Origin of the sequence: Thermoactinomyces mirandus (assembly GCF_013868055.1) — a bacterium.
GTDB classification, from domain to species: Bacteria; Bacillota; Bacilli; order Thermoactinomycetales; family Thermoactinomycetaceae; genus Thermoactinomyces; species Thermoactinomyces mirandus.
Genome location: NZ_JACEOL010000029.1, coordinates 31,661 through 50,645 on the forward strand (window position 1 = coordinate 31,661; position 18,985 = coordinate 50,645).

An 18,985-nucleotide genomic window follows, 5' to 3' on the forward strand; every position below is an offset into this window, starting at 1 on the left:
CCTCCCGAAGGAGCGCGGCTTTTTCAAGCCCAGAATACCAGGACGAAAAACCAGATCAGAATGCCCGTCAACACAATAAATTTGGCAAAGATCCCTCCCAAGAAGCCGATCAAAGTGCCATAAGCAATACGCAAGGCGACTGTCACCGATTTTTTCAGGACCAGTTCCAGGGCAAATACCAGCAAAAAAGGACCGGCAATAACCCCGACGGGCCCCATTACGACAGGAATTATGATGACTCCCAAAATGGCGGCGGCTACTGATAAGGCGTTCCCGCCAAATTTTTTGACAGCAATGCTGCTTGAAACATAATCAACCAGAATCAACAAAATGGCCAGAATCAGTACGGTAATCCAAAAGCCAAACCCCAATTGGCCGGAATCAATCAAAAACTGGTAAATGACAAAGCCGGCGATCATCAACGGAGCATCAGGCAGGGCCGGAACAATCAGCCCAAGATAAGCCAGGATAAACAACAGGATGATGATCCCCCACCATAGCATGTCCAATGGAAATGTCTCCTTTCTGTCTGTTTATATTAAAAATGCCCTGTTTCGATCATGAAATCCATGGCCTGGGCCAGACCAATCTTTACATGAGAATAGGTCAATCCTCCCTGGATGTAGGCAATATAGGGCGGCCGGAGAGGACCGTCCGCAGAAAGTTCAATGCTGGCTCCCTGCACAAAAGTTCCGGCAGCCATGATCACTTCATCTTCATAACCGGGCATGGGTGACGGAACCGGCAAAATATGTGCATCAATGGGGGAAGCGGATTGAATTCCCCGGCAAAAAGCAATTAATAACTCCGGTTTTCCCAGATACACCTGCTGAATAATATCGGTTCTTTTTTCATTCCATGCAGGAGTGGTTTTAAAACCGGTTTCCTCCAGGAAAGCGGCTGTGAAAATCGCCCCTTTTAACGCTTCGCCGACGACATGGGGAGCCATGAACAGCCCTTGATAATAATCATGCATGTGACCAAAGGTAGCTCCGCCTTCCACACCAATTCCGGGAGCCACCAGCCGGGCACTTGCTTTTTCAACCAACTCGCTTTTTCCTGCTATGTATCCTCCCGATTTTGCCATTCCTCCGCCCGGGTTCTTGATCAGGGAGCCCGCGATCAGATCCGCTCCTGCGGCTGTCGGCTCTTCCTGTTCGACAAACTCTCCATAACAGTTGTCGACAAAAATCACCGATTGGGGGCTTATCTCCCGTACACGCCGAATCATCTGCCTGATTTCCCTGATTGTAAAAGACGGCCGGTCAGCGTAACCTCGTGACCGTTGGATAGCCACCATGCGTGTACGGGAATTTGCCGCTTTTTCAAACGCCAGCCAGTCAATCGCATTTTCCTTTGTCAAAGGAATTTCGCGATAAGAAACCCCGTAATCGGCCAGCGAACCAGAACCGTCTCTGGATGAACCGATCACCTGATGTAATGTGTCGTAAGGGCGTCCCGTCAAATAAACCAATTCATCTCCGGGTCGCAACACCCCGTATAAACAGGCAGAAATAGCATGGGTTCCCGAGATTATGTTTGGCCTTACCAACGCTTGCTCCGCACCAACTATTTGAGCAAAAACTTTCTCAAACGTTTCCCTGCCAAGATCATCGTAACCGTAGCCGGTTGAAGACTGAAGATGAAGTTCACTCACTTTCATTTCCCGATAAGCATTCAGTACCTGCCATTGCTTTAAATCCACATTCTTTTCAACTTCCTTGAGAACCGGTTGAATTTTTTTTTCTGCTTCCCGGACTTTTTTTTCAATCCATGTTCCATGGTTCAAAGTTTCGTACACAGCTTCATCACATTCCTATTATCAAATCTTACCGGATTTGTATCCTGTTTCTTAACTCTGCGGGCAACCGTTCAAAATCGGCATGGGAGAGACGAAACCTTATGCTCATCATCAGTTCATCTGCATTCGATTCAATCATTTCCGCTTTGTGATGCAACAGGGAAATCCAATCTCCTCGCATCACCGGAATTTCAACTTGTCCCGTGACCATGTCCTCTTGCAGCAATTGCCCGATCTTTTCTTTCAGGCGCTCCAGATCTGTTTCAGAAAAAGCAGAGACAAACAGGTTTTCCCCTCCACATTGTTTCGGAACAGCACCGGAAAAAAGATCGGTTTTGTTCCATACCTTCAAGGCAGGAATATTGGATGCTTCCAGACTTGCCAGTACTTGCTCCACCGCTTCGATCTGCTCTTCTGCTTCCGGATGGGACGCATCAATGACATGAAGCAGCAGGTCTGCTTCCCTGACATGTTCCAGCGTGGAACGGAACGCGGCAACCAGGTGGTGCGGCAACTGGCGAATAAAACCAACCGTATCTGTCAGGATGACTTCTTTTCCGGATGGCAGCACAAGCAGGCGCGAAGTCGGGTCCAGGGTAGCAAACAGCTGGTTTTCAGCCAACACTTCAGCGCCGGTAAGCTGATTTAGTAAAGTCGATTTTCCGGCATTGGTATACCCGACCAGCGCAACTTGGGGAATCCGGTTCTTTTTCCGGTGCTCCTGATGCAGCTGGCGATGTTTCTTGATCCCTTCCAGTTGCTTCGTCAATAGGCGGATCTGGCGCCGAATATGCCTGCGGTCCGTTTCCAGTTTCTTTTCTCCGGGTCCCCGCGTTCCAATGCCGCCCCCCAAACGGGACATTTCCTTTCCTTTCCCGGCAAGCCTTGGAAGCATGTACTGCAGCTGAGCCAGTTCCACCTGGATTTTTCCCTCTTTTGTTCTTGCCCGCTGAGCAAAAATATCCAAAATGAGTTGCGTACGGTCAATCACTTTACAAGGAATTAATGATTCCAGATTCCTGAGTTGCGCCGGGGAAAGTTCCTGGTCAAAGATGACAAGGTCAATCTGTTTTTCTTCAACCATTTTCGAAATTTCCTCCGCTTTCCCCCGCCCGATCAGCCAGCTCGGATCCTTTCGCCCCCTGAATTGCAGCACTTTTTCCACCGGAATCGCGTGCGAGGTTTCTGCCAGACTGGTTAACTCATCCAAAGTGGAGCGCAGTTCCCATTCCCGCCTTTTAGGCCCCGAGCCCACTAAAATCGCTCTTTCTCTTGATTGCATCTCGTTAATGCCGATTCATTCCTTTCTCAGACAAAATACGGTTTTGGCATTTTTTCATTATACCATGAACTTGCCCCGGATTTCTGCGCATATTGATCAAACCGCAAATCTTCACACTGGATGGTCATCAATTCCTCTCTGCTGATCTCCCGTTTGCCTATTAACCGGACTGCCTGGTGCCGGACAGCCTGCTCAATCAGGTTTCGCACATAACGCGCGTTTCCGAATTCCGTCTTTGAGGTCAGCAATTTCTGCTGCAAATGCTTGCGAAGTTTATCCCGGGCGGCGGAAGACAGCCGATATTCCCGTTTTTTGACCATTTGGGCCGCGATTTTCATCAATTCATCCAAATGGAAATCCGGGAATTGAAGATGGATCGGAAATCTTGACGGCAAACCGGGATTAAGTCGCAGAAAAGCTTCCATTTCTTCCGAATAACCGGCCAAAATCAGAACAAAATCATTTTTGTAATCTTCCATTGATTTTACCATTGTATCGATCGCTTCTTTTCCAAAATCCTTGTCTCCTCCGCGAGCAAGTGAATAAGCTTCATCGATAAACAGGACTCCTCCCAATGCCTTTCTTACATGTTCCCGCGTCTTTTGCGCCGTATGGCCAATATACTCGCCAACCAAATCTGCCCGCTCCACCTCGATGAAATGACCTTTTGACAACACTCCCATTTCCTTGAACAGCTTGCTGAGAATGCGTGCCACGGTCGTCTTCCCGGTTCCCGGATTTCCCGAAAAAATCATGTGCAGCACCTGCTGTTCCGCACTTAAACCCGCGGCTCTTCTTCTTTTTCCGATCTCCAGCCAGGCATAGATTTCTTTAATAAATTCCTTGATTTTATTTAAACCAACCAGCTGATTCAACTGTTCCAGACAATCTTGCAAAGGCCCTTCCCCACCGGCCGGATCAGAAGGGGAAAACTCAATTGGCCGGGACAGAGAAGCGAAATCTTTTTTCGGATGATCAAACACCACATGGATCTGGTGCCTGGCATTTCCCGTCATTACTCTCCTGTTCATGGTTTCACCTCGTCGTCCGGATTCGCTCATCCCAGTATACGCATCCGCCCATTTTTTGGTGAAAAAGTACCCAAAAGACCACCGTTTATTCATCGCCCCCGCTCCAACGAATAAAACAGTAAAAGTTTTTGGCCTGTGCATATTGGATAAAATAGGAAAATAAAAAAGGAGGAGTGTTCTGATGAAGGCCGTTACCTTTCAAGGCGTCAAAGATGTAAAAGTAAAAGAAGTCAAGGCCCCGGAAATTGAAAGACCGGACGACATCATTGTCCGCATTACCAGCTCGGCAATCTGCGGTTCCGATCTGCATCTGATTCACGGGATGATCCCCAATCTTCCCGAAAATTATATTATCGGGCACGAACCCATGGGTGTGGTTGAAGAAACCGGACCCGAGGTAACAAAAGTGAAAAAGGGGGACCGGGTAATCATTCCGTTTACGGTAGCTTGCGGAGAGTGCTTTTATTGCAAACACCAGCTCGAAAGCCAGTGCGATCATTCAAATCCCTACGGTGAGAGTGGCGGCTATTTCGGGTATTCGGGAACATTTGGCGGATATGCGGGTGGACAAGCCGAATGGATGCGGGTGCCCTTTGGCAATTTTACTCCTTTCCGGGTTCCTGACGACTGTGAGCTGGAAGACGAAAAATTGCTGTTTTTATCCGACATCGTGCCGACAGCTTTTTGGGGCGTCGATCAGGCCGGGGTGAAAAAAGGCGATACCGTCATCGTCCTTGGATGTGGCCCGGTTGGACTGCTGACCCAGAAATTCGCCTGGCTAAAAGGGGCGAAACGGGTGATTGCCGTTGATTATGTCGGTTATCGCCTGAAACATGCCAAACGGTGCAATGACGTGGAAACCGTCAACTTTGAAGAGGAAAAAAACATTGGACATCATTTAAAGGAAATAACCAGGGGCGGAGCAGACGTCGTCATCGACTGTGTTGGCATGGACGGAAAGAAAACAGTACTGGAAACGGTTGAAACTGTCCTGAAACTCCAGGGAGGTTCCATGGGAGCCATTCAAATCGCTTCCCAGGCCGTGCGCAAAGGTGGCGTGATCCAACTGGTTGGGGTTTACGGTATGCGCTACAACGCTTTTCCGCTTGGAGACCTGTTCTCCCGGAATATTACCTTGAAGATGGGCCAGGCACCGGTCATCCATTACATTCCGCAACTGTACAAGAGCATTGAGAATGCCGAGTTTGATCCCACCGATATCATTACACACCGTTTACCCCTGGAGCAGGCGGAATACGGATATGAGATTTTTGACGCCAAAAAGGAGGGATGCATTAAAGTGGTACTCAAACCGTAAACTGAAGGAAAAGAAAATGGGAAACATGGAACCAATCGACCGGCAGACCATTCTGTTGGCACACGAGGAGAGTGAAAGCCCGCCACCATGATCGCTTTTTCGCAAGGCGGAGCTGACGGGTTCTGAAAATCGCCACCAAATCGTTGTTTTTTACAGACTGGGACCGGGTCAGACGACTCCGGTCTTTTTTTACCGAATAAACAATCCAAAAATTGCCCTTCAGATCTCATCCAAAGAAATTTTGACTACCTGGTCGAGTCAACCGTCACGCTCTCCCAGCCAAAACTGTCAAACCAGCGGCCCTTCCGGTAGTTGTGAATTGCACGAACAATGTATGGAATCATGTTTGCCGGAAGATTGTCCAAAGAAAAAAAACGCAGGTCATTGCATTTGTGAGGCTCCCGGTTTTGAATCTCTCCTTCCCAATTCTTCACGGCTGCAAAAAAATCAATCCGTTCATCACCCGTTTTTCTGTGCATCACACCGACAATTTTCACGTCATCTTCCCGCAATGAAACCCCAGTCTCTTCTTTTGCCTCGCGCACAGCAGCTTGTTTGACCGTTTCTCCACCATCCAGGTGGCCCGCAACCACCGAATAATTGCCATCCTCATAGCCGGTGTTATAACGGCGCAGCAAAAGAATCTGATCCTCCCTGATAAAAAACAGGTGGATCGTAACAGGTGCAGTAAAACGATCTTTTGACATTTTCCCACTCCTCTGCAATTTTTGGAACATTTATCATTTTGACAATACATCGTCTGTTTCCTTGCTTCCGGGAAAATTGCTTCTTCCATTTTCTGATATAAAAATTCCGCTTTTTTTCATCCTGTAGTCAACTGACCGTTGCGTCAAAAGCCGCTTTCACATTTACTAAACTGAAAGATTCCCTTGAAGAAAGGAGAAGCTTGGATGAGACTGAAAAAACGGCTCACTCCCTTTACTGATCCGCTTCCCATTCCCAAAACCCTGAAACCGGTATCGCGAAATTCCAGGTTTACCTTTTATATCGTCCGGATGATAGAAAGATTTCAAAAACTTCACCGCGATCTTCCTCCCACCCGAATCTGGGGATATGAAGGGCAGTATCCCGGCCCGACCATCGAAGTAAAAAGGAATGAACCGGTTCGGATATTGTGGCTGAACCAACTGCCGAAAAGGCACTTGCTCCCTGTGGACAAAACGATTCATGGGGCAAGAAGAACGCCGGAAGTAAGAACCGTCGTCCACGCTCACGGGGTCGTCTCTCCCCCGGACAGCGACGGGCATCCCGATGCCTGGTTCACCAGAGGATTCAGACAGACTGGTCCTTTTTTCCAGCGCAAAATCTATCGGTATCCCAACAACCAACGAGCCGCCACTCTCTGGTATCATGATCATGCTCTCGGCATTACCCGGCTCAATGTTTATGCCGGACTGGCAGGGTTTTATCTTGTTCGGGACAAAAATGAAATGTCACTCAACCTCCCCAAGGGAAAATTTGAAATTCCCCTCGTTATCCAGGACCGCTCCTTTAACCGGGATGGATCGCTCTTTTACCCGAGGCGTCCGGAAACCACCTTCCGCAGGCTTCCCGATCCCTCAATCGTGCCGGAATTTTTTGGGGATACCAATCTGGTAAACGGAAAAGTATGGCCGTTTTTAAATGTGGAACCCCGAAAATACCGCTTTCGCCTGCTTAATGGTTCCAATTCCCGCTTTTACACATTGCGTCTCAGTTCCGGCCAGCCTTTTATACTGATCGGAACCGATGGCGGATTTATCCAGAGGCCGGCCCGCATCAGAACATTGACTCTCGCTCCTGCCGAGCGGGCCGATGTCATTCTTGACTTCTCCCGGTTTAAAGGGAAAACGGTCACAATGATCAACAGCGCTCCTGCGCCTTTTCCCGACGGAACACCGGCACCCCCCCGAACAACAGGTCTGGTCATGCAGTTCAGGGTAAAAAAACCTTTGAGTTTCAAGGATACCAGTTCCATTCCCGAGCGGCTCGGCACGATTCCGCCAACACCGTTAAGCAGGGTGCAAAAGGTCCGCAATCTTTCCCTGGTTGAGAGCACGGACCGGTTTGGCCGATTGCTGCTGCTACTGCAAAACAAAAGATGGGATGATCCCATTACAACCAAACCCCGCCAGGGCAGTCTGGAACTGTGGCAACTGATTAACACAACCGAAGATACCCATCCGATCCATCTGCATGAGGTTCATTTTCGCATCCTGAACCGCCAGCCTTTTGACGTGAACCATTTCCGGCGAACCGGCAAGCTCCGGTTCACTGGTTCCCCCGTCCCGCCATCTCCCGGTGAACGGGGTCTGAAGGATACGGTAAGGGCCCACCCTGGCCAGGTAACAAGGATTATTCCGCATTTTGGCCTAACTCCCTTTACCGGAGAGTTTGTATGGCACTGCCATATCCTGGAGCACGAAGACTGGGAAATGATGCGCCCCTACCTGATCGTGAGAAGATAGCCTATATACTCATCTTTCATTGCCATTTTCCAGCCGCAAAAATCAAAAAAGCTGCTGACCTTGCCTAAAAGCAGGCCAGCAGCTTCAAACCAAGTGATATGGACCGGATCAGCTTTCCTTGTCATCATTGGCGGGCATCAATGAAACGGGACGTGCGGGAGTAAATGTGGAAATGGCATGTTTATAAACCATTTGCTGTTTTCCATCACTATCGATTACGATGGTGAAGTTATCAAATCCACGGATTATTCCACGTAACTGAAAGCCGTTCACCAGATAAATCGTAACCGGTACCGATTCTTTGCGGATTTGGTTGAGGAATGTATCTTGAATATTGATTGTTTGTTTCAAAACCCGTACCTCCTATGTATTTTTACATTTAACATTATTGTACTCTATTCTCTAGCCAAATGAAACTTTCCTGCAATCAACAGTTCAATTTCTTGAAAAGATTCGGCGTTTGTTATGTCAAACCAATGAATTTCTGACAGGCGTCGAAACCATGACAACTGCCTTTTTGCGTATTTCCGCGAACCCAGCTTGATCAGGTGAACCGCTTCGTCAAATGATATGTCCCCTTCCAGATAGCTCATAATTTCTTTATACCCGATCGCCTGCATGGAAGTCAAATGGAGCCTGTAGCCTTTGTTCCAAAGTTGTTTCACTTCATCGACCAGGCCGGAAGCGATCATCTCATCCACACGCCGGTTAATCCGCTCATATAACAGTTCACGCGGCATGGTCAGCCCGATCCACAAAGCATCATAGGGGGATGTGCCTTTCCGTTTCAGTTCTGAAAACGGTTTCCCTGTCACATGATACACTTCCAGAGCGCGGATGATGCGCCGGACATCATTGGGATGCAGTTTGTGCGCCTGTACCGGATCGACTTTTTCCAGCTTCCGATGGAGCGCTTCTTTCCCTTCCCGTTGTGCCATCTCTTTCAATTCTTTCCGAAGTTCCATGTTTTCTTTCACATGGGGCATGGCATAATCGTGAACAACCGACTCAATATAGAGTCCGGTTCCCCCGACCAGCATGGGCAACTGTTCGCGTTCCGTGATTTCCGCTATTTTTTCGCGCGCCAATTTCTGATATTCCTGTACTGAAAACAATTGATCAGGATCGCGAATATCAATGAGATGGTGGGGAATTTCCTCCATCTCCCCGGGCATGATCTTGGCTGTTCCGATATCCATTCCCCGGTAAACCTGCATCGAATCCCCGGAAATAATTTCTCCATGGAACCGTTTGGCAAGCCATACACTTAACCGGGTTTTTCCGACAGCCGTCGGCCCCACAATCACAAGCAGTTTTGGTTTCACTGGCCTCCTCCTTTTTCAATCACGCCCCAGGCGTAGCTGGATGATGATTTGACGATTGTAAAACCCAGCCGTTCAAATTCGCCGCTTTTGGGGCGTTCTTTCAGTAATACAGCTTTGCGGGCGACCCGCACCGCTTCCTGGACCGACTCCCATTCAAGTGGCGTTGCATTGGCAAGCGGCTTTAACATATGGATTCCGGCCGAGCCCTCCACCGTTTCCCGGAACATGGGGTCAAACATGACAACATCAAAAGACTGATCCTCACATTCCTGCAGATAAGACTGATAATTGGATGAAACCACCTCAACCCTGCGCATTGCCTGAATGAGAGATTTTCTGTCAGTTTCATAATGCCTGAGGCCATGGCGGACAATCTCGGCAATAACCGGTTCACTTTCCAGCGCCACCACCCTTCCCGACGTTCCCACGACGTAACTGGCAACAATCGCGTCTGCTCCCATTCCCAGCGTACAGTCGAGCACATGGTCTCCTTTGCCCAAATTGGCAGCCGTCACCATTCGATCAGGTTGTCCATCCATCAGGTGTTTGACCCTGAGTGCTGACATATTGGGATGAAAATAGAAGGTAAAACCGTTTTTCTCTTCATACCGCCATTCATTTTTGCCAATAATGACCGCCCGATCTGTTTTCATCTCTTCAAACAGTGCCTTAAGCGACTTGCGCCCGCGCGCGAGAAATGGAACGTTCCAACCAGCAGCAAGTTTTTGTCCGGCTTCTGTTTCATTTTCGCCTGGATCAAACGAAGTGGTGACAAACAAATTTACATCACCCTTTTAAACATTTTTTCCAAATCATAAACAGAAAAATGGACAAAGATCGGCCGTCCGTGCGGGCACGTAAACGGGTTCTGGCAACGGTTCAACTGTTTCAACAGCTCTTCCATCTCGTCACGCCGCAAATTCCGGTTTGCCTTGATCGCCGCCTTGCAAGCCATCATTTTGGCTGTCGCGTCTCTTAATTGTGCCGTATCCACTTTTCCGTTCTCCTTCATAAAGTCAATGATTTCATGAATCAGCCGGCTCTCGTCTTCTTTGGGAAACCAGGTCGGATAGGCTCTCACCACAAAAGTTGTCCCGCCAAAAGGTTCCATGTCAAGGCCCCACTTTTGCAAATAGGCCAGCCGCATATGCAGTACTTCCGCTTCTGCCGGCGTACACTCAATCGTTAACGGCACCAGCAAGGGATACTGTTGATGATGATCTTCCCCCAGTTTTCTGGCGTACACTTCATAATATATCCGCTCATGGGCGGCATGTTGGTCCAGCAAGTAAAAACCGTCCTCCGTCTGGGCCACGATATAGGTGCCATGCACCTGCGCCAGCGGAGTCATGGCAGGCAGACGCGGTCCCGGCGATTCATCATGGGATGTATCCGTGCCCATCCCCGCCAGCTGGTCTTTTTCCCCGGCCGGTTCCGGACAGGTATCGGACACTGCCTCTTCATTGTTTTTTTCCGCTGCCACCGGTTGGGGTTCGAAATTTGCCCCATCCGCATTCCGCTTTTCGGCAGGCTGGCTTTTCAGTGTCCGGTTCGCTGATGGTGAAACATTCTCGCGAACCTGTGAAGCTGAACCGGTTTTTGACTGCGTGTATTCTAGGACCGGTTTTTCCGAATGATCCCAATCGAAAGATTGCTGTTCGGCAACCTGCGGCCCGGACCGAAACCCGTCCGTGATGGCAGCCGGAACAAGACGCTCTTTTTGCAATGCCTGCCGGATCGCGTTTTCCACAAACTGGCGACATTCCTTTTCCTTGCTGAGCCGCACTTCCAGCTTAGATGGATGTACATTGACATCCATCAGCCTGGCATCCATTTTCAGATGCAAAACACCAATCGGGTACCGGCCTTTCGGCAACAGGGTCCCATAGGTGCGTAAAACGGATTGAGTAATCGGCAAGGATCGTACATACCGTCCATTCAAGATAATTGACAGATAGGAACGGTTGGACCGGGTTACTTCGGGTTTTGTCACCAGTCCGCGAAGATGGAAATCCACATTGGACGCCTGAACCGGTATCGCATGCCCGGCCACCTGTTTCCCGTAGATTGCCAGCAGGACGTGAAGCAGTTTCCCGTCTCCGGTCGTGTAAAACAGTTGCCTCCCGTTATGGGTCAGGGAAAAGGAAATATCGGGATGGGCAAACGCCAGCCGGCCCAATATATCCGCAACATGGCTCACTTCGGTATTGACCGTTTTCAAATATTTCAAACGGGCGGGCGTGTTGTAAAACAGGTTTCTGACAATCACATCCGTCCCGCGGGAGCGCGAAGTTTCACCGATGGAAACGGGCTCTTTGCCCTGAATGGTCACCTTTGTGGCAAGCGCGGATGGATCATGAGCCGTAATTAACTCTACTTTGGCCACGGAAGCAATGCTCGGCAAGGCCTCTCCCCGAAATCCCAGGGTACGGATGGCAAACAGATCCCTTTTCCGTTTGATTTTGCTGGTGGCATGGCGGGAAAATGCCAAAACCGCATCTTCCCGGTCCATGCCAATCCCATTATCCGACACTTTGATAAACGAAATTCCGCCTTCTTCAATCATGACCTGCACCCGGGTCGCCCGTGCATCGATCGCGTTCTCGACAAGCTCTTTGACAATGGATGCAGGCCTTTCGACCACTTCCCCCGCAGCGATCTGGTTCGCCAAATGATCGTCAAGAATTTGGATTTTCCCCATGCCATCCTCCCTCCTCCTTTTTAATCTTTATCCAGTTTCTGTTTCGTTTCAAACAAAAATTGCATGCATTCAAAAGGTGTTTTATTCATCAGGTCCCATTTGCGCAGGGCGTCCAGTACCTCTTTTTCCACAGCAGGGATTGTTTCAGAAACAGCCTGACCTGAATCGGGAGCCGCTTCATCCACAGGCAGATCGCCAAACAGAGACAGCTGTCCGGACAAAGCCGATGAGGAATTGCTTTTATCCTGAGACCGGGCCTGATCCAGTTCGGACAACAGTTGTTTTGCCCTTTCAATCACCTTGGCAGGGATGCCTGCCAGTTCGGCGACATGAATTCCATAACTGCGATCCGTTCCTCCCGGGACGATCCGGTGCAGGAAAACAACTTTTCCGTTTCGCTCGATGCACTGGGCATGGACATTTACCAGCCGGGGCAATCTTTTTTCCAGTTCCGTCAATTCATGATAATGGGTGGAAAACAATGTTTTTGCCCCGATATGATCATGAATATATTCCACAATTGCCTGGGCGAGTGCCATTCCGTCATGCGTGGATGTTCCCCGCCCCACTTCGTCCAGCAGAATCAGGCTTCGCCCGGTGGCTTCCTTTAAGGCATGACGCGTTTCGGCCATCTCCACCATAAACGTACTCCGCCCGCCAATCAGGTCATCGGCAGCCCCGATGCGGGTAAAAATGCGATCGACAATAGCAATCTCAGCTTCATCAGCCGGAACAAAACTGCCAATTTGACCCAATATCGTAATCAGGGCGATTTGCCGCATATACGTGCTTTTCCCAGCCATATTGGGCCCCGTAATCAACAACACCTGGCTGTTTTCGCTGTCCAGCTCCACGTCATTGGCCACAAACTCTCCTGTCCCGGTTACGGCCTCCACAACAGGATGACGGCCGGCTTTGATCCTGAGATGATTGCCATTATGCACCTCTGGACGAACATAATGATACCTTTTGGCAACGAGAGCAAATGCATGCAATACATCCAGTTCGGCTACACGCTCCGAGAGTGCCTGCAGGCGGTGAACCTGGCCGGCAATCTTTTCTCTTACCCGGGTAAACAGTTCATATTCAAGTTCCACTGATTTTTCCGAAGCATTCAGGATTAACTGTTCCCGTTCCTTCAATTCCGGAGTGATAAACCGTTCTGAATTGGCCAGTGTTTGTTTGCGGTGATAACGCTGTTCCGGGACCAGATGGAGATTTGATTTGGTCACTTCAATATAGTAGCCAAACACGCGATTGTACCGGATCTTCAAGGACTTGATGCCGGTCTGTTCCCTTTCTTTCTGTTCCAGTTCGGCAATCCAGCTTTTCCCGTCCTTTTGGATCGAACGCAACTTGTCCAGTTCCGGGTTATACCCTTCGCGAATGATTCCGCCTTCTTTTACGGAAATTGGCGGTTCATCTGTAATCGCTTCTGCAATCAGCGACTGCAAATCTCCGCATTCATCCATTTCTTCTGCCAGTTGCCTGAGCGGCTTGCAGTTCGTCTCCGCCAGCCTCTTCTTCAACCGGGGAATTATGGACAGGGAACGGCTGACACTGTTCAAATCGCGCCCGTTGGCTGATCCGTAAGAAATCCGGGCCGCTAGCCGTTCCAGATCGTACACCTGCTTCATCATGTCCCGGACTTCATCCAGCATGAGGAAATCGTCCAGAAAAGCCTGCACCATATTTTGGCGCCGCCTGATCTCATTTATCGTTAACAGCGGCTTGTCCAGCCACTTTTTTAACATACGGCTTCCCATCGCCGTTGCGGTTTGATCCAGCAGCCACAGTAAAGAGCCTCTTTTTTTCCCTTCCCCCAAGGTTGACCACAATTCCAGGTTTTTCCTGGCGGTTTCATCCAAAATCATGTATTGCCTGGCGTCGTATCGGTTTAATCGCTGTATATGATGCAAAGCGCGTTTCTGCGTCTGCTTGAGATAGGAGAACAGCAAACAAACCACTCTCTGCAGATAAGGGGTGTTGCAAGCCTCTTTATACTGCGGGAATTGATCAGGCAATTCCTCTTCCAATTCTCTCTCCGATTTTGCATCTATGGAATAAGGAGTGATCAAACACTTCAAACGGATCTCAAGCCGCTCCTTTAAAACAGAGATTGTAGCCAATGTTTCATCCAAGACGATTTCTTTGGGCTGATAGGATGATATTTCCCCCATGATCAGTTCAAGGGAACCCGTCAGCTCGGTGATGTAACATTCTCCGGTCGACAGGTCCACTGCGGCAAGCGCAACATGATCTTCGGTTCCGGTCAGAGTCAGCAAAAAGTTGTTTTCCTGGTCCACCAGCATGTCATCTTCAATAATGGTACCGGGAGTAATCACCCGAACCACTTCCCGTTTCACAACGCCCTTGGCTGCTGCCGGATTTTCCACCTGTTCACAAATTGCCACTTTATATCCCTTGTCAATAAGGCGCTCCACATAAGTGTGGGCCGAATGGTAAGGAACACCGCACATGGGAATCCGTTCGGAACCGCCATCACGGCTGGTTAACGTAATCTCCAGTTCTTCCACAGCTTTTTTGGCATCTTCAAAGTAGAGTAGGAATTTGGCGCCTTGCCCCCTTGCGGGCGGCAGGTTTCCAAAAACCCCTCTCCGAACCGTACGTACACCTCTCAGCGTATACGGCTCTCCGCCTGCTCCGAAATCCGGCTCATACCTGGTGATCTTTCAAAGAATTTATCCTGTTTTCGTTCTGGAATCCGATCCACGTCATCTTGCAGGATTGGACTGGAATTATGCGCAAATCCACCGTCATAAAGCTTTATCAATTCTGACCCGTCATCTGTTTCCGTAACAACCGCAAATTTTCCCTCATGCAAATACTTCTGCATAATCTTCCGCACTGATTTTTTATATTTGAAAGCCAACGTTTTAACCATGCTGTATTTGATGAAATGGTGAAACCTTGACATGACACTGGCATTGTCCGCAAGCCGGTAATAATTGTACATACTTTGGATCACCGCATTGCAGACTGATAAAATTTCCGGATCGCCAAGCTTGACCAGATCGCTCCGGTGCACTGGCTTTAACAGGCCGTTTTGGCCGGTCTTGACTGCTTTCAGGCCATGTAGTCTACTTACCCAAATATCATGCGGAAGATAAAGTTTGCATCTCTTTTTAACCAAAATGTCATATCCAAGAAACCTTGTCGGTTTTCCGGCATGTCTTACCGTGAAGTGTTCTTGTGGATGCGGGATTTTCAATTGGCATTGTACAAACTGTGCCACCTGATCCCTGATAATCCCGGCTTCCCGCTTAGATCCATTCACCCCAAGCAGCATCTCTCCCCCATATCTCACATACACCAGGCGCCTGCCGGCCGGTTTTGCCATTTTCTCCACACGATTTTCCGGCAGCAGGTTTCCCTTGTACGGCGGATCAGCCAGCTTTTTTACATACATGTCCAGTTCGTGAAAATATATATTTGCCAGGATCGGACCGATGATTCCTCCAATCGGGGTTCCGCTGTATGTTTGCTGAAACTGCCAGTCATTCAGCGCTCCCGTCCGCAAAAACTTGTTGATCAGCCGGATAAATTTTTCATCCATGATTCTTTTTCGCAAAATCACGCGAAGCAGCTGCAGGTCAATGGATGAAAAAAAAGGATGAAGATCAGCATGAATCATCCAGTTCACATTGATAAAATCCCGCTTTACCTGCAAAAGGGCCGTATGGCAACTGCGCCTGGGCCGAAACCCATGCGAATCGTTGGAAAAAACCCCCTCATATATCGCTTCGAGAAGCATCCTGACAATTTCCTGCACCAACGAATCGTGAAAACGTCCCTGGCGGGAATCGGCAATTGCTTCAGGTTGATACCTTTCTGCCTTTAAATCGGCGATCAGCTGGTGAATGGAACGGAAAAAGGTTTCCTGGTTCTGTTTCTTTACTGATCTCTTTTTGGCAAGCTTGCGGTAAGCCAGACAATAAAATTGCCGGTTGTACAGATTTCGATAAATCCTTTGAAATTTGTAATTCTGGTCACCAGATTTTGCAGCCAGACTGTTCAATACATACTCAGGATTTCTCATAAAGCCTCACGCTTCTTCCCTTGCAGTATGGAACTTGAGCATGCTGCTCCCCTTCGCCATGTACCAGGCTTTCCCTGGCTCGGACTACTACTGGAGCTCCGTCACCATATCGGATATTCAGATCCGTTGATCATAGCTGTAAAGCCAGCATTCCGACTTAGGTGATCCCCATTTAGACTTGCAGAGACATGGCTTGTTGTGATGTCGGATGTGACGTTCGTCCGTTACCTCTGTCCGAGGTTGCCCAGCCGCGGGACGCATTCTTCTCTGTGCAATTCGCCATGTTTTCATGCGAATTACCACGGCTGCATGACGTACACAGCTACCTTCCGTCATGGACTACGAGCGGTCGGCTTGGACTGTCATTCAGGCAATCAAGCTTTCATCCTCATTCACAACCTTTCATCTCGCCACGCAGTCGCACCATGGTAGCTTGGTGACTTGTGACTTTACCAACATGCTACACTCTCCCTCGGGTTTCCCCTCCGGATCAGTTGGTTGATGATAGGTGATATCAATGCGTCCTGCACCTACTGCCCTGCCAGGAGCAGATTCCCTGTAAGCCCTTATGGGCGCACAAACATTTCGTAAAAATCGCCTAATCGAAAAAATAAGAAGGCATCTGGATACTGTGCCTTGATCGACAGATACTGCTGTATCATCGGAGTATATTTTGCCAAAGCTCTCTGCCTCCGTCACTATAATTTTTTACTGCAATATTTTAACATGAATTGGCACACCGTCCCACTTTTTTCGCTCATTTTTTCCGTTGATAGGGCGGAAGTTGCCATGCTTTCCGGATATCCCGGGATTCATTCCACGTCGATCCCGATGAGATATACTTATAAAAATTATCCAAATAATGCCTGTTCCTTTCATAGTGGGGGCATTTCTTCAATTCATTCCATAAAACAGGAAACCATTTTGCCAATAAGTCCTTATCCCCCTGGTAATAGGCTTCCTGCACCTGTTGGCATGAAAGCGGAAAATATTTGAAATGACGATAATGCAGGGCAACCAATTTGGCAACGACAAAAACGCCTTTGGTTAACGTGGGAGAAATCAGCCAGCTGGGCAAGGTCCGATATTCAAACCCGCCATGTTTCTGATATCGGAAATCTCCCAAAAAGCCATATTTGGGGCGCCGTCCGATTCCCTGGGGATCTTCTGCAATGGCCAGCAACAACGCCAGATAATTGTCCAGGGCACGCAATAATTTAAAGTTGAGAAAAATGCCGCTAAAATGGATATGGCCTCCCAACGGGAAAGCATGGTGGGGCAATGCACCGGCCAACCACTTTGCAGGGACTCGTCCGGTCTTTTTTACGGCATACTGCAGTCCTTTATAAATACTGATCGCGAGTGTCCTCGGGTCCGGTGTCGGTTCCGGGCGCAGTTCAACCAGCGGCTTATGGGAGCGGTTTTGTCCCATCCATATCGCATCACATCCTACCTTTCCGTTTCTCGGGAAAAAGTTGGAAGCAATCAAAATGCTCCCGGTTCTCCCTTCCATAATAAATTCCGGATCTGCTCCCATTACAACATCTTCCCATCTGCTTTCCGGCGATTCAACACATTTATTGACATATTCCTGTACCGCTTTGATAAATGCCTGCTCCATTTCGGCATTTAGCCGGGGACCGGGAATCACCTGCTGGACAAAATATCTTTGGTTAGATCCAACTCCCATACGGATTAATCCGTAATCCAATCCCAACGCATACAGGGCCCGGATCGCCCAGTTTTTTATTTTCCGCACTTCACGGGACTTATCCTGATCAGATATCCGTTGAAATGAATCCCGCTGCCTCTTCCGATCTGCCAGCCAGGCATTAAACTGCCGGGAACGATAAACAACCAATACTTTGGTCTGGAAAACAGCGACCAAATACTCCCGCAAAGGATGAATATTGACATACACCGGTACACCATGCATGCGCAAGATTCGATTCCGGATCAAGGGATTTTTGCTCTTTTCTACCTGCTCCTCTTCATTTAATACTAAAATGGAATCTGATAACGATACAAGTCCGCTATTTTCCAAATGAATGGTAGAAGCCAGCTTTCTTTTTTTCTCGACAATCATGCTTTTCAAAGATTGTTTATTGTTTGAACTCAGACAAGGAAGGGTAACGGCTCCCATAACCTTTCCCCTTTCTGTTCGGTACCACTCTCCGGCAAGAGCATTGTTGCTCTATGTTATGTTGTAATTTAACGTTTGGTTAAAAGTAGTTTTTTACTGAAAAAAGCAAAAATTAACTGCTGACGATCATGCCAGCAGTTGCCCAAAAACTGATTACCTTTTAACACTCTAATCCTCCAAATCATCAATAATCAAATCCGGGTCCAAATCATCAAAAGATGCTTCATCCAGATCCTCATTCTGCATTTCCCCGTAGCTTCCCACCAGTTCCTTGTCATCCGCTTCAGCATATTCCAATGGATAAACAGGAACACATATTTTGGTTTCTCCAACCATTTCAACAACAAACTCTTTTTCAACACGGACAACAACTTCATCCGAATGGGACGCTATGGATGCTTCCACACAATTGGGAGCCTGTGTCACTGCTGCACTTACTGCTACAGAAGATTCACGGGTATTCCGGTCGTAATAACTCATCGGAACCTGCTCCGTATAATAAACAGTTTCTTTGATAACATCGGTTTTGGTATTTCCTTTCGTCGAATACCAGATATTCACATCATAACTTCCGCTGACTTCGACAGCTTCGCCAACCTTGCTGCACTCATATTGGTGATTGATTACCCATGCCCCTAATATTGTATGAATGTTTTCCGGCGGACTTACGGTATGGGTTGCCTGTGAAAACTTGCGGCCTTTGCCGCATACCGCCTTGGTTAAGATTTGGCGATATTCCACAGCTCTATCTGTATATGACACCATTCTTCCCTCCTCCAAACATCGTTCACTAACAAGTGTATGCAGGGTAATCGTCTAGAGTGCCAAAAAACCCCACAGAGAATTTTCTGTGGGG

At 48.5% G+C, this 18,985-nt stretch carries 15 protein-coding genes and 1 pseudogene; 2 read left to right on the forward strand and 14 right to left on the reverse strand.

Translation table 11 applies throughout. The features are described from left to right. Positions 1-23: 23 nt before the first annotated feature. Genes H2C83_RS08610 through spoVK form a run of 4 tightly spaced genes read right to left on the reverse strand, consistent with a single transcriptional unit; the run spans position 24 to position 4,114 of the window. Positions 24-503: a DUF456 domain-containing protein gene (locus H2C83_RS08610; RefSeq protein ID WP_246333823.1), complete on the reverse strand. Its 480-nt coding sequence runs from the start codon at positions 501-503 to the stop codon at positions 24-26. A 35-nt stretch (positions 504-538) separates the two neighbouring features. Next, positions 539-1,801: a methionine gamma-lyase family protein gene (locus tag H2C83_RS08615; protein WP_181739772.1), complete on the reverse strand. Its 1,263-nt coding sequence runs from the start codon at positions 1,799-1,801 to the stop codon at positions 539-541. A 28-nt stretch (positions 1,802-1,829) separates the two neighbouring features. Beyond that, positions 1,830-3,083, reverse strand: coding sequence for a GTPase HflX (gene hflX, locus H2C83_RS08620; RefSeq protein ID WP_181739774.1), 1,254 nt, complete (start codon positions 3,081-3,083; stop codon positions 1,830-1,832). A gap of 26 nt (positions 3,084-3,109) precedes the next feature. Further along, positions 3,110-4,114 (reverse strand): stage V sporulation protein K, encoded by a 1,005-nt coding sequence (gene spoVK, locus H2C83_RS08625; protein ID WP_181739848.1) that lies wholly within the window; start codon positions 4,112-4,114, stop codon positions 3,110-3,112. A 181-nt stretch (positions 4,115-4,295) separates the two neighbouring features. Between spoVK and H2C83_RS08630 the strand changes: the two genes are divergently transcribed. Continuing rightward, entirely contained in the window at positions 4,296-5,432 is a 1,137-nt protein-coding gene (locus H2C83_RS08630) for a zinc-dependent alcohol dehydrogenase (RefSeq protein WP_181739776.1), read from the forward strand. A 245-nt stretch (positions 5,433-5,677) separates the two neighbouring features. Here H2C83_RS08630 and H2C83_RS08635 read toward each other — a convergent pair whose 3' ends face one another. Then, positions 5,678-6,139, reverse strand: coding sequence for an NUDIX hydrolase (locus H2C83_RS08635; protein WP_181739778.1), 462 nt, complete (start codon positions 6,137-6,139; stop codon positions 5,678-5,680). Positions 6,140-6,343: 204 nt separating this feature from the next. Here H2C83_RS08635 and H2C83_RS08640 point away from each other — a divergent pair, with 204 nt between their 5' ends. Further along, positions 6,344-7,900, forward strand: a complete 1,557-nt coding sequence (locus H2C83_RS08640; RefSeq protein WP_181739780.1) for a multicopper oxidase family protein — start codon at positions 6,344-6,346, stop codon at positions 7,898-7,900. Positions 7,901-8,008: 108 nt separating this feature from the next. Here the strand turns inward: H2C83_RS08640 and hfq are convergent, their stop codons facing one another. From hfq to cotE, 9 genes and pseudogenes are all read right to left on the reverse strand, one after another. Continuing rightward, positions 8,009-8,251 carry an RNA chaperone Hfq gene (gene hfq / locus H2C83_RS08645; protein ID WP_181739782.1) on the reverse strand — a complete coding sequence of 81 codons (243 nt, stop codon included), beginning with the start codon at positions 8,249-8,251 and terminating at the stop codon, positions 8,009-8,011. A 44-nt stretch (positions 8,252-8,295) separates the two neighbouring features. Further along, positions 8,296-9,225 (reverse strand): tRNA (adenosine(37)-N6)-dimethylallyltransferase MiaA, encoded by a 930-nt coding sequence (miaA, locus tag H2C83_RS08650; RefSeq protein WP_181739784.1) that lies wholly within the window; start codon positions 9,223-9,225, stop codon positions 8,296-8,298. Next, positions 9,222-10,004 carry a class I SAM-dependent methyltransferase gene (locus H2C83_RS08655; RefSeq protein ID WP_181739786.1) on the reverse strand — a complete coding sequence of 261 codons (783 nt, stop codon included), beginning with the start codon at positions 10,002-10,004 and terminating at the stop codon, positions 9,222-9,224. The genes miaA and H2C83_RS08655 overlap by 4 nt, the downstream gene beginning before the upstream one ends. Positions 10,005-10,006: 2 nt before the next feature. Beyond that, complete coding sequence (mutL, locus tag H2C83_RS08660; protein ID WP_181739788.1) at positions 10,007-11,926, reverse strand: DNA mismatch repair endonuclease MutL; 1,920 nt, start codon at positions 11,924-11,926, stop codon at positions 10,007-10,009. A 20-nt stretch (positions 11,927-11,946) separates the two neighbouring features. After that, on the reverse strand, positions 11,947-14,616 hold the full coding sequence (gene mutS / locus H2C83_RS08665) for a DNA mismatch repair protein MutS (RefSeq protein WP_181739850.1): 2,670 nt from the start codon (positions 14,614-14,616) through the stop codon (positions 11,947-11,949). Further along, complete coding sequence (locus tag H2C83_RS08670) at positions 14,565-15,986, reverse strand: reverse transcriptase/maturase family protein (RefSeq protein WP_181739790.1); 1,422 nt, start codon at positions 15,984-15,986, stop codon at positions 14,565-14,567. Before H2C83_RS08670 ends, mutS begins: the two co-directional genes overlap by 52 nt. A gap of 578 nt (positions 15,987-16,564) precedes the next feature. Next, positions 16,565-16,666 (reverse strand): annotated as a pseudogene (locus H2C83_RS18545) (MutS N-terminal domain-containing protein); the annotation flags it as partial. Positions 16,667-16,743: 77 nt separating this feature from the next. Next, positions 16,744-18,129, reverse strand: a complete 1,386-nt coding sequence (locus H2C83_RS08680; protein WP_181739793.1) for a putative amidoligase domain-containing protein — start codon at positions 18,127-18,129, stop codon at positions 16,744-16,746. A gap of 168 nt (positions 18,130-18,297) precedes the next feature. Beyond that, positions 18,298-18,894 carry an outer spore coat protein CotE gene (gene cotE / locus H2C83_RS08685; protein ID WP_181739795.1) on the reverse strand — a complete coding sequence of 199 codons (597 nt, stop codon included), beginning with the start codon at positions 18,892-18,894 and terminating at the stop codon, positions 18,298-18,300. Positions 18,895-18,985 lie beyond the last annotated feature (91 nt).